Consider the following 12,171-nt stretch of genomic DNA (forward strand, 5'->3'; position numbering starts at 1 on the left):
GCTTTGATTGGCTCCGGCCAGATCGGCGGTACGCTGGCACATATGATCGGGCTGAAGGAGCTCGGCGACGTGGTGCTGTTCGACATCGCCGAGGGCGTGCCGCAGGGTAAGGCGCTGGATCTCGCCGAGTCGTCGCCGGTCGACGGTTTCGACTCCAAGTTGACGGGTGCCAATTCCTACGAGGCGATCGAAGGCGCCCGCGTGGTGATCGTCACCGCCGGCGTGCCGCGCAAGCCGGGCATGAGCCGTGACGATCTGCTCAGCATCAATCTCAAGGTGATGGAGCAGGTCGGTGCCGGCATCAAGAAGTACGCGCCCGACGCGTTCGTGATCTGCATCACCAACCCGCTCGACGCGATGGTCTGGGCGCTGCAGAAGGCTTCGGGCCTGCCGGCCAAGAAGGTCGTCGGCATGGCCGGCGTGCTCGACTCGGCGCGGTTCCGCTACTTCCTGGCCGACGAATTCAACGTCTCGGTCGAGGACGTCACCGCCTTCGTGCTCGGCGGTCACGGCGACACCATGGTGCCGCTGGTGAAGTACTCGACCGTCGCCGGCATTCCGCTGCCCGACCTGATCAAGATGGGCTGGACCTCGCAGGCTCGCCTCGACGAGATCGTCGACCGCACCCGCAACGGCGGCGCCGAGATCGTCAACCTGCTGAAGACCGGCTCGGCGTTCTACGCGCCGGCGGCGTCGGCGATCGCGATGGCCGAGAGCTATCTGAAGGACAAGAAGCGGGTGGTGCCGGTTGCGGCTCACCTCAATGGCGAATATGGCGTCAAGGACATGTATGTCGGCGTGCCGGTGGTGATCGGCGACAAGGGCGTCGAGCGCATCGTCGAAATCGAACTGGCCGGCAAGGACAAGGAAGCGTTCGACAAGTCGGTCGCTGCCGTTCAGGGTCTGGTCGACGCCTGCAAGAAGATTGCGCCCGATCTGCTCGGTCGCTGAGGAACGTCTAACGAAACTGACTGCGCCGGCTCACTGAGGGCCGGCGCAGCGTCGCGGTTCAATCGGCTGGATGCGATCTGGCGAAGGGCAATTCCATGAATATTCACGAATACCAGGCCAAGGCGGTGTTGCGCGAGTTCGGCGTGGCGGTGGGTCACGGCTTCCCGATCTTCAAGGCGTCCGAGGCGGAAGCCGCTGCCAAGCAGCTCGGCGGTCCGGTCTGGGTGGTGAAGAGCCAGATCCACGCTGGCGGTCGCGGCAAGGGCAAGTTCAAGGAAGCCTCGGCCGGTGACAAGGGCGGCGTCCGCCTCGCCAAGTCGATCGACGAGGTCAAGGATTTCGCCAAGCAGATGCTCGGCGCCACGCTGGTGACGGTGCAGACCGGTCCCGACGGCAAGCAGGTCAACCGCCTCTACATCGAGGAAGGCTCGGACATCGACAAGGAGTTCTACCTGTCGCTGCTGGTCGATCGCGCCACCTCGCGGATTTCCTTCGTAGTCTCCACCGAGGGCGGCATGTCGATCGAAGACGTCGCTCACGAGACCCCTGAGAAGATCGTGTCGTTCACGGTCGATCCGGCGACCGGCATCATGGGCCATCACGGCCGCACCGTCGCCAAGGCGCTGAACCTGAAGGGCGAGCAGGCCAAGCAGGCCGAGGCAATGGTGGCCAAGCTGTACGCCGCCTTCGTCGCCAAAGACATGGACATGCTCGAGATCAACCCGCTGGTGCTGACCAAGCAGGGCGATCTGAAGTGCCTCGACGCCAAAATCTCGTTCGACGGCAACGCGCTGTATCGCCACGCCGACATCCAGGCGCTGCGCGACGAGACCGAGGAAGACGCCAAGGAAATCGAAGCGTCGAAGTACGACCTCAACTACGTCACCCTCGACGGCACGATCGGCTGCATGGTCAACGGTGCCGGCCTGGCGATGGCGACGATGGACATCATCAAGCTGTACGGCATGAGCCCGGCCAACTTCCTCGATGTCGGCGGCGGCGCCAGCAAGGAGAAGGTGACGGCGGCGTTCAAGATCATCACCGCCGATCCGAACGTGAAGGGCATCCTGATCAACATCTTCGGCGGCATCATGAAGTGCGACGTGATCGCCGAAGGCGTGGTCGCGGCGGTGAAGGAAGTCGGTCTCGACGTGCCGCTGGTGGTTCGCCTCGAAGGCACCAATGTCGAAGCCGGCAAGAAGATCATCAAGCATTCCGGCCTCAACGTGCTGCCCGCCGACAATCTCGACGACGCCGCGCAGAAGATCGTCGCCGCCGTGAAGGGAGCCTGAGGCCGCTTGTCGGCCTCTGACACTGCCTCCGACCATCCCGTTCGACCGCGAAAGCATCACCGACCATGTCCATTCTGATCGACAGCAATACCCGCGTTATCTGCCAGGGCTTCACCGGCAAGAACGGCACCTTCCATTCCGAGGCGGCGATCGCCTACGGCACCAAGATGGTCGGCGGCACCTCGCCGGGCAAAGGCGGCTCGACCCATCTCGGCCTGCCGGTGTTCGATACGGTGCGCGAAGCGCGCGAAAAGACCGGTGCGGACGCGTCGGTGATCTACGTGCCGCCGCCGGGCGCTGCGGACGCGATCTGCGAGGCGATCGACGCCGAGATCCCGCTGATCGTCTGCATCACCGAGGGCATCCCGGTGCTGGACATGGTGCGGGTGAAGCGGTCGCTGAACGGCTCGAAGTCGCGGCTGATCGGACCGAACTGCCCCGGTGTGATGACTGCCGGCGAATGCAAAATCGGCATCATGCCGGCCAACATCTTCAAGCCGGGCTCGGTCGGCATCGTGTCGCGGTCCGGCACGCTGACCTATGAGGCGGTGTTCCAGACCTCGGCCGAGGGCCTTGGTCAGACCACCGCGGTCGGCATCGGCGGCGACCCGGTCAAGGGCACCGAGTTCATCGACATGCTGGAGATGTTCCTGGCCGACGACAAGACCACCTCGATCATCATGATCGGCGAGATCGGCGGTTCGGCCGAAGAAGACGCCGCCCAGTTCCTGATCGACGAGGCCAAGCGCGGCCGCAAGAAACCGACGGTGGGATTCATCGCCGGCGTCACCGCTCCTCCCGGTCGCCGCATGGGCCACGCCGGCGCGATCATTTCGGGCGGCAAGGGCGATGCGGCCTCGAAGACCGCCGCGATGGAAGCGGCCGGCATTGCCGTGTCGCCGTCGCCCGCGCGGCTCGGCAAGACGCTGGTCGAGGTGCTGAAACGCTGAGCAGCCGAGCGGTCGCCGCTCTTTAGGCCGCGGCGAGACGCCCATAGCAGCCCGTTCATCGCAAAGCCTCGGTTCTGATTGACTCAGAACCGAGGCTTTCGTTTGCTGGTCGCCATGACCGGCAAGGCCGTGCGGATCGTCGTGAACCTCCGCTCCGAGATCTGATCTGCACGTTACGCCGCCGATGGTCGGGGCCGACCAGCATCGGGGGAGGGCATGACGGGTTTTCGCGAGCTGCGTTTCCTGCCGCTGTCTTTGACGACTTGGCCTCTGCTGGAAGATCTGTTTGGAGCCGAGCGAGGGGCGGACAGCGGTTGCTGGTGCATGTGGTGGCGGGTCAGCCGCAGCCAGTTCACCGCCATGGGCAAGGCCGCGCGCAAAGCCGCGCTGCACCGTCTGGCAGATTCGGAACAGCCGCCCGGCATTTTGGCGATCGATGGGGGGCGGGCGGTCGGCTGGTGTGCGGTGGCGCCCCGGAGCGCCTATCCGGTTCTGATGCGGTCGCGTGTTGCCGCGCCGCTGCCCGACCGTCCGGTCGGAGCCAACTGGTTCATTTCGTGCCTGTACGTCCGGGTCGGTTGCCGGCGTCGCGGCCTCACGGCTCGGCTGATCAAGGCGGCGGTGGACCACGCCATCGCCTGCGGCGCGTCCTGCGTCGAAGCCTGTCCCAATGAGGCGGCAAAAAGTTCGGCCGAGGGCTTTGTCGGCACGCCCGCAACCTTCGCTAAACTCGGCTTCGTCGAAATCGCGCGCCGATCGCCGACGCGTCCACTGATGCGCTGGGACGACGGCAATGCCGGCAGTCCCGCGCACACCCACGAGCATCCTGCCTGACTGCGCGCGAAAACTTGAAGCTGGAATTCAAAGCTTGTGTCGTTCCGAGCTTACATTTCCCTAGAATAGGATAAAAGGTGCACTATGTTGCTGATCCAGTAACTGGATCGGTTTATCGCGATTAAGTCGCGATCTCATAATCAGGACGCAATCATGTCTCGCCAGGACGCGAATGCCGCTTTCGCCCTCTCGTCTTTTCTGCAGGGCGCCAACGCTACCTATATCGACGATCTCTACTCCCGCTACGAAACCGATCCGTCTTCGGTCGATGCCGACTGGCAGGCATTCTTCCAGAGTCTGAAAGACAGCCCTGCCGACATCCAGAAGAACGCCGAGGGACCGTCCTGGGAGCAGGCGAACTGGCCCCTGACTCCGCGGGACGAGCTGACCTCGGCGCTCGACGGCAACTGGAACCAGGTCGAAAAGACCGTCAGTCAGAAATTGCAGGCCAAGGCGCAGAGCCGCGGCGTCGAGCTGTCCTCAGCCGACGTGCTGCAGGCGACCCGCGATTCGGTCCGTGCCCTGATGCTGATCCGCGCCTACCGCATGCGCGGCCATTTCCACGCCAAGCTCGATCCGCTCGGCCTGTCGCCGGCGCGCGATCATGAAGAGCTCGACATCCGGTCCTACGGCTTCACCGAGGCCGATCTCGACCGCAAGATCTTCCTCGATCACGTTCTTGGTCTCGAATACGGCTCGTTGCGCGACATTGTCGCAATCTGCGAGCGCACCTACTGCCAGACCATGGGCATCGAGTTTCTGCACATCTCCAACGGTGCGCAGAAGGCCTGGCTGCAGGAGCGGATCGAAGGTCCGGACAAGGAAATCAGCTTCACCCGCGAGGGCCGGCGCGCGATCCTGATGAAGCTGATCGAAGCCGAAGGTTTCGAGAAGTTCTGCGACCTGAAGTTTACCGGCACCAAGCGGTTCGGCCTCGACGGCGGTGAAGCGCTGATCCCGGCGCTGGAGCAGATCATCAAGCGCGGCGGCAATCTCGGCGTGCGCGAAATCGTGCTCGGCATGCCGCACCGCGGCCGCCTCAACGTCCTGACCCAGGTGATGGCCAAGGCTCATCGGGCGCTGTTCCACGAGTTCAAGGGTGGTTCGGCCAACCCCGACGAAGTCGAAGGCTCGGGCGACGTCAAATACCATCTTGGCGCCTCGTCGGACCGCGAGTTCGACCACAACAAGGTCCATCTGTCGCTGACCGCGAACCCGTCGCATCTCGAAATCGTCGATCCGGTGGTGCTCGGCAAGGTCCGCGCCAAGCAGGACCAGCACGGCGATCTGCCCGAGGAGCGGGTTTCGGTGCTGCCGCTGCTGATGCACGGCGACGCTGCGTTCGCCGGCCAGGGCGTGGTCGCCGAGTGCTTCGCGCTGTCCGACCTGAAGGGCTACCGTACCGGCGGTTCGATCCACTTCATCGTCAACAACCAGATCGGGTTCACCACTTATCCGCGCTACTCGCGGTCCTCGCCATATCCCTCCGACGTAGCGAAAATGATCGACGCGCCGATCTTCCACGTCAACGGCGACGATCCGGAAGCGGTGGTGTTCGCTGCCAAGATCGCGGTCGAGTACCGGCAGAAGTTCCACAAGCCGGTCGTCATCGACATGTTCTGCTACCGGCGTCACGGCCACAACGAAGGCGATGAGCCGTCGTTCACCCAGCCGATGATGTATCGCAAGATCGCCGGCCATCCGACCACGCTGGAGATCTACTCCAAGCGGCTGATCGCTGACGGCGTGATCACCGAAGGCGAAGTCGACAAGGCACGAGCCGATTGGCGCGCCCGGCTCGACGCCGAGTTCGAGGCAGCGTCCAGCTATCGCCCGAACAAGGCCGACTGGCTCGACGGCAAATGGGCCGGCTTCAAGTTCGCCGACCAGGAAGAAGAGCCGCGGCGCGGAATCACCGGCGTCGACCTGCCGACCCTCAAGGACATCGGCCACAAGATCACCAAGGTGCCGGAAGGTTTCCGGCTGCACCGCACCGTGCAGCGCTACCTGGAGAACCGCGCCAAGGCGATCGACAGCGGCAACGGCATCGACTGGGCGACCGGCGAGGCGTTGGCGTTCTGCACCATGCTGCTGGAAGGCCATCGCATCCGTCTGTCCGGACAGGACTCGGAGCGCGGCACCTTCTCGCAGCGCCATTCGGTGCTGATCGATCAGGAAGACGAGACCCGCTACACCCCGTTCAACCACCTGTCGCCCGATCAGGGCCACTACGAGGTGATCAACTCGCTGCTGTCGGAAGAAGCGGTGCTCGGTTTCGAATACGGCTACTCGCTGGCGGAGCCGAATGCGCTGACGCTGTGGGAAGCCCAGTTCGGCGATTTCGCCAACGGCGCGCAGGTGCTGTTCGACCAGTTCATCTCGTCGGGCGAACGCAAGTGGCTGCGCATGTCCGGCCTGGTCTGCCTGCTGCCGCACGGCTACGAGGGGCAGGGGCCGGAGCACTCGTCGGCGCGTCTCGAACGCTATCTGCAGATGTGCGCCGAAGACAACATGCAGGTGGTGTACCCCACCACCCCGGCCAACTACTTCCATGTGCTGCGCCGTCAGCTCAAGCGCGAGATCCGCAAGCCCTTGATCCTGATGACGCCGAAGTCGCTGCTGCGGCACAAGCGCGCCGTGTCGCGGCTCGACGAACTCGGGTCCGATACCAGCTTCCACCGGATCCTGCTCGATGACGCGCAGACGCAGCCGGACGAAAAGACCAGGCTGGTGGCGGACGCCAAGATTCGCCGCGTCGTGGTCTGCTCCGGCAAGGTCTACTACGACCTCTACGACGAGCGCGAAAAGCGCGGCATCGACGACGTCTATCTGCTGCGCGTCGAGCAGCTCTATCCGGTGCCGCTCAAGACGCTGGTACACGAGCTGTCACGGTTCAAGGATGCGGAGCTGGTGTGGTGTCAGGAAGAGCCCCGCAACATGGGCGGCTGGCATTTCATCGAGCCGTATCTGGAGTGGGTGCAGAACCAGATCGAAGCCAAGCATCGCCGGCCTCGTTACGCCGGCCGCCCCGCTTCGGCGGCGACCGCGACCGGCCTGATGTCGAAGCATCTGGCGCAGCTCAAGGCGTTCCTCGACGACGCGTTGCGTTGACGAATCGGGCCGCCGGCGGTCGGCGGCCTTCGGTTTTTTCCTGAGTTTGGATCAAAGGGGCGGACGCTGGCGCCATAGCCGCGACGCTGCAAAAGGACGATGACGATGACTGAAATTCGCGTTCCGACGCTCGGCGAATCGGTGACCGAGGCGACCATCGGCCGCTGGTTCAAGAAGCCCGGCGAGGCTGTCGCGGTCGACGAGCCGCTCGTTGAGCTCGAAACCGACAAGGTGACGATCGAAGTGCCGGCCCCCTCCGCCGGCACGCTCGGCGAGATCGTCGCCAAGGATGGCGAGACTGTTGCGGTCGGCGCGCTGCTCGGCCAGATTACCGACGGCGCGGCCCCGGCCAAGTCCGCGGCCGCCGCTCCCGCCAAGGCTCCCGTTGCCGCGCCGGCTCCGGCAGCACCGGCCCCGGCTGCCGCCCCTGCCGCCAAGACCCCGCCGTCCGACGCGCCGCTGGCGCCGTCGGTGCGCCGGCTGTCGGCCGAGAGTGGCGTCGACGCCTCGACCGTGCCGGGCTCGGGCAAGGACGGCCGTGTCACCAAGGGCGACATGCTGGCGGCGATCGAGAAGGCGGCCTCCGCGCCGACCCCGGTCAACCAGCCCGCCGCCGCCGTGCAGGTCCGCAGCCCCTCGCCGGCCGACGATGCCGCTCGCGAAGAGCGGGTCAAGATGACCCGGCTGCGCCAGACCATCGCGCGCCGGCTGAAGGAAGTTCAGAACACCGCCGCGATGCTGACGACCTTCAACGAGGTCGACATGACCAACGTCATGGCTCTCCGCGCACAGTACAAGGACGTGTTCGAGAAGAAGCACGGCGCCAAGCTCGGCTTCATGGGCTTCTTCACCAAGGCCTGCGTCCAGGCGCTGAAGGACATCCCGGCGGTCAATGCCGAGATCGACGGCACCGACCTGATCTACAAGAACTACTACCACGTCGGCGTTGCGGTCGGCACCGACAAGGGGCTGGTGGTGCCGGTGGTGCGCGACTGCGACACCAAATCGATCGCCGACATCGAGAAGAACATCGTCGATTTCGGCAAGCGCGCCCGCGATGGTCAGCTCAAGATCGAGGAGATGCAGGGCGGCACCTTCACCATCACCAACGGCGGCATCTACGGCTCGCTGATGTCGACCCCGATCCTGAACGCGCCGCAGTCCGGCATCCTCGGCATGCACAAGATCCAGGAACGTCCGGTGGTGGTCGGCGGCAAGATCGAAGTCCGGCCGATGATGTATCTGGCGCTGAGCTACGATCACCGCGTGATCGACGGCAAGGAAGCCGTGACCTTCCTGGTCCGCGTCAAGGAAAGCCTGGAAGATCCGGCCCGGCTGGTGCTGGATCTGTAAGACCGCCGAGAGGATTTAGATTGTCACAGAGCCTTTTTATTCTGAACAAGGGTGCCGGCATCACCAAGATGCCGCAGGTGGCTTTCGGATCTGAAGATGAATTTCAGGCACTTCTGGCCTCTTTCCCGGAGCTACTGACCGACGCCGATTTCGGAGAACAGGGCGCTCGACGTTGGGTGTTGGTTGGCAGGGAAGTGGCGATACCCAATCAGGAAGGTGGAGCAGCGCAGTGGTCGGTCGATCACGTCTATCTTGATCAAGATGGGGTGCTAACCCTCGTTGAAGTTAAACGAGCATCAGACACAAGAGCCAGACGGCAAGTTGTGGCTCAGATTCTTGAGTATGCAGCCAATGCTACTAATTTTTGGCGGGTCGCGGACATTTCAAAGTTGTTCGAGGCGACGTGCAATCAATCTGGTACCCTTGCCGACATTGAACTGGCAAAGCTGTTGCAATCAGACAGCCCAAATCTTGAGGGGTTTTGGCAGGTCGTTCGTTCTAATCTCGGCAGTGGTAGAATACGGCTGATTATCGTGGCGGATGCCATCTCCGCCGAACTGGCGCGCATTGTCGAGTACCTAAATGACCAGCTGACCCAGGCGAGCATTCTCGCGCTTGAGCTAAAACCTTACTACGATGGTGCAAATCGTGTGCTGGTTCCAAGGCTGATAGGCGCCAGTTCACGGGCCACTGCTAGCAAGTCCGCCACCCAAACATTGAGTGTCGCCAATCTGGATGAATGGCTGTCTCTCATCTTCACGCCGGGAGCTTCATCAGCCGAGCAGCTGAAGAAATTTCTCGATCTGACGAGTGCGTGGGGAGCGAAGATCGATTTTGTCGGCCAAAGCATTGTCGTCGACTTTCGAGTTAGTGCCGAATACATGCGAGTCCTGTATGTCCGCGCAGATGGGCGTGTGGCGATCTCAGGGTACATGTTGGCCAAAATTCCAGGATTCGAATCCGATCAAGCGCGGCTGGCATTTTTCGATAAGTTCAGAGATGCGGTGCTTGATCTTCCAAAAGCGAAGCCCACAAGTGAGCCCGCCTTCTTGCTTCCGGCCCTAGACAATTCAGATGCGTGGAGTCGACTGGACCTCTTCTTTCTGACCTTCGCAAAGCAGATTCAAGAGGTCGTCGCCCCCGTTGATACCTTGAGCGGGAAGCCTTGATGCAGCCGATGCCGACCGAAATCACGGTGCTGGGCTGGAGCGTGGTGCTGCTGATCGTGCAGATGTTCCTCGCCTCGATCCCGACCACCATGGAGCTCGGCGGCGATTACCAGGCCGGCCCGCGCGACGAGCCGCGGACCCCGAAAGGACGGTTCGCCGGCCGCGCGTCCCGTGCCTTCCGCAATCTGCTCGAAACCTACCCGGCGTTCGTCGGCATCGCTCTGGCGCTGGCGATCACCGGCAAGACCGGCGGCTATGCCGCCACGGCGTCGGTGGTCTGGCTGATTGCCCGCGCCTTGTACGCGCCGCTCTACATCATCGAAATTCCGTTCGCCCGCAGCATCGTCTGGTTCGTCGCGCTGCTGGCGCTGATCGCCATGCTGATTCGTTTGCTGAGCTGAGGAGCGCATGACCGACCGTGTCGTCATCATCACCGGAGGCAGCCGGGGTATCGGCCGCGCCACTGCGCTCGGCTGCGCCAAGCGCGGCTTCAAGGTCGTGATCGGTTACGCCAGCAATTCGGCCGCGGCCGACGAGGTGGTGGCCGAGATTGCTGCCAGCAACGGCAAGGCGATCGCGGTGAAATGCGACGTCGGGCACGAAGAGGACATCCTGGCGCTGTTTGCCGCCGCGGACGCTTTCGGCCCGCTCGGTGCGCTGGTCAACAACGCCGGCATTGTCGGCCCGACCGCACGGGTCGACGAAATGTCGGCCGAACGCATTCAGCGCATCATGGCGGTCAACGTCACCGGCAGCATTCTGTGTGCCCGCGAGGCGGTCAAGCGGATGTCGACCCGGCATGGCGGCCAGGGCGGTGTCATCGTCAATCTGTCGTCGGTCGCCGCCAAGCTCGGCTCGCCCAACACCTATGTGGACTACGCCGCCTCCAAGGGAGCGGTCGACTCGTTCACGGTCGGGCTCGGTCACGAAGTCGCCGGCGAAGGCATTCGCGTCGCGGCGATCCGCCCCGGTCTGATCGATACCGAGATTCACGCCTCCGGCGGCGATCCGGAACGCGCGCATCGGCTCAGCGTCAACGTCCCGATGCAGCGCGTCGGGCGCGCCGAAGAAATCGCGAGTGCCGTCGTCTGGCTGCTGTCCGACGAGGCGTCCTATGTCACCAGCGCCATCCTCGACGTGTCCGGGGGACGATAGTCGCGTCGGCGCCAACTCACAGGATTGAACTATGGCTAGCTACGATCTCGTCATCATCGGCACCGGCCCCGGCGGTTACGTCTGTGCGATTCGCGCGGCTCAGCTCGGCCTCAAGGTCGCGGTGGTGGAAAAGAACGCTACGCTCGGCGGCACCTGCCTGAACGTCGGATGCATGCCGTCGAAGGCGTTGCTGCACGCTTCCGAGCTATTCGAAGAGGCCGGGCATTCGTTCGCCAAGATGGGCATCGGCGTGTCGGCCCCGAAGCTCGATCTGCCGGCGATGATGAATTTCAAGCAGCAGGGCATCGACGGCAACGTCAAAGGCGTCGAATACCTGATGAAGAAGAACAAGATCGACGTGCTGGTCGGCAAGGGCAAGATCCTCGGCGCCGGCAAGGTCGAAGTGACGGGGGCCGACGGCAAGGCCACCAGCGTCGACACCAAGTCGATCGTGATCGCCTCCGGCTCGGCGGTCGCCCAGCTCAAGGGCATTGAGATCGACGAGAAGCGCGTCGTGTCGTCGACCGGCGCGCTGTCCCTCGACAAGGTGCCGGGCAAGCTGATCGTGGTCGGTGCCGGCGTGATCGGGCTCGAGCTCGGCTCGGTGTGGCGCCGTCTCGGCGCCGAGGTCACCGTGGTCGAATTCCTCGATCGCATCCTGCCGGGCATGGACGGCGAGGTGGTCAAGCAATTCCAGCGGATCCTGGAAAAGCAGGGCTTTGCCTTCAAGCTCGGCGCCAAGGTCACCGGCGTCGACACCTCGGGCGCCAAGCTCGCCGTGAAGGTCGAGGCGGCGGCAGGCGGCAATCCGGAAACGCTGGAAGCCGATGTCGTTCTGGTCGCGATCGGTCGCGTCCCCTACACCGAGGGCCTCGGGCTGAAGGAAGCCGGGGTGGCGCTCGACGAGCGCGGCCGTGTGGTGATCGACGACCACTTCGCCACCAGTGTGAAGGGCGTGTACGCGATCGGTGACGTGGTGCGTGGCCCGATGCTCGCCCACAAGGCCGAGGATGAAGGCGTCGCAGTTGCCGAACTGATCGCCGGTAAGGCCGGTCATGTGAACTACGACGTCATTCCGGGCGTGGTCTACACCACGCCGGAAGTGTCGAGCGTCGGCAGGACCGAAGAGGACCTCAAGCAGGCCGGCATCGCCTACACGGTCGGCAAATTCCCGTTCACGGCCAACGGCCGCTCCAAGGTCAATCAGACCACCGATGGCTTCGTGAAGATCCTTGCCGATGCCAAGACCGACCGGGTGCTCGGCGTCCACATCATCGGCCGCGAGGCCGGAGAAATGATCCACGAAGCGGCCGTGCTGATGGAATTCGGCGGCTCGGCAGAAGATCTGGCCCGCAC

General features: G+C 63.8%; 10 protein-coding genes. All 10 read left to right on the forward strand.

What is annotated here, in order from left to right; genetic code table 11:
• Positions 1-951, forward strand: a 951-nt coding sequence (gene mdh, locus DY468_RS23215) for a malate dehydrogenase (protein WP_164607794.1), incomplete at its 5' end; no start/stop codon positions are given.
• Positions 952-1,046: 95 nt separating this feature from the next.
• Positions 1,047-2,243 (forward strand): ADP-forming succinate--CoA ligase subunit beta, encoded by a 1,197-nt coding sequence (gene sucC, locus DY468_RS23220; RefSeq protein ID WP_164607795.1) that lies wholly within the window; start codon positions 1,047-1,049, stop codon positions 2,241-2,243.
• Between the two features lie 65 nt (positions 2,244-2,308).
• Positions 2,309-3,193: a succinate--CoA ligase subunit alpha gene (gene sucD / locus DY468_RS23225; protein WP_164607797.1), complete on the forward strand. Its 885-nt coding sequence runs from the start codon at positions 2,309-2,311 to the stop codon at positions 3,191-3,193.
• Between the two features lie 360 nt (positions 3,194-3,553).
• The gene (locus DY468_RS23230) at positions 3,554-4,027 is read left to right on the forward strand and encodes a GNAT family N-acetyltransferase (RefSeq protein WP_164607798.1); all 474 of its coding nucleotides are present in this window, start codon (positions 3,554-3,556) and stop codon (positions 4,025-4,027) included.
• A 153-nt stretch (positions 4,028-4,180) separates the two neighbouring features.
• Complete coding sequence (locus DY468_RS23235; RefSeq protein WP_164607800.1) at positions 4,181-7,138, forward strand: 2-oxoglutarate dehydrogenase E1 component; 2,958 nt, start codon at positions 4,181-4,183, stop codon at positions 7,136-7,138.
• 105 nt (positions 7,139-7,243) lie between these two features.
• Positions 7,244-8,491 (forward strand): 2-oxoglutarate dehydrogenase complex dihydrolipoyllysine-residue succinyltransferase, encoded by a 1,248-nt coding sequence (gene odhB / locus DY468_RS23240; RefSeq protein WP_164607802.1) that lies wholly within the window; start codon positions 7,244-7,246, stop codon positions 8,489-8,491.
• A 20-nt stretch (positions 8,492-8,511) separates the two neighbouring features.
• Positions 8,512-9,660, forward strand: coding sequence for a PDDEXK family nuclease (locus DY468_RS23245; protein WP_164607804.1), 1,149 nt, complete (start codon positions 8,512-8,514; stop codon positions 9,658-9,660).
• Positions 9,660-10,061: an MAPEG family protein gene (locus DY468_RS23250; protein WP_164607806.1), complete on the forward strand. Its 402-nt coding sequence runs from the start codon at positions 9,660-9,662 to the stop codon at positions 10,059-10,061. Before DY468_RS23245 ends, DY468_RS23250 begins: the two co-directional genes overlap by 1 nt.
• Positions 10,062-10,068: 7 nt before the next feature.
• The gene (locus tag DY468_RS23255; RefSeq protein WP_164607808.1) at positions 10,069-10,815 is read left to right on the forward strand and encodes an SDR family oxidoreductase; all 747 of its coding nucleotides are present in this window, start codon (positions 10,069-10,071) and stop codon (positions 10,813-10,815) included.
• Between the two features lie 31 nt (positions 10,816-10,846).
• On the forward strand, positions 10,847-12,171 hold a 1,325-nt coding region (gene lpdA, locus DY468_RS23260), incomplete at its 3' end, for a dihydrolipoyl dehydrogenase (RefSeq protein WP_164607810.1).

Source organism: Rhodopseudomonas sp. BR0M22 (genome assembly GCF_010907035.1).
In the GTDB taxonomy this organism is placed as follows: domain Bacteria; phylum Pseudomonadota; class Alphaproteobacteria; order Rhizobiales; family Xanthobacteraceae; genus Rhodopseudomonas.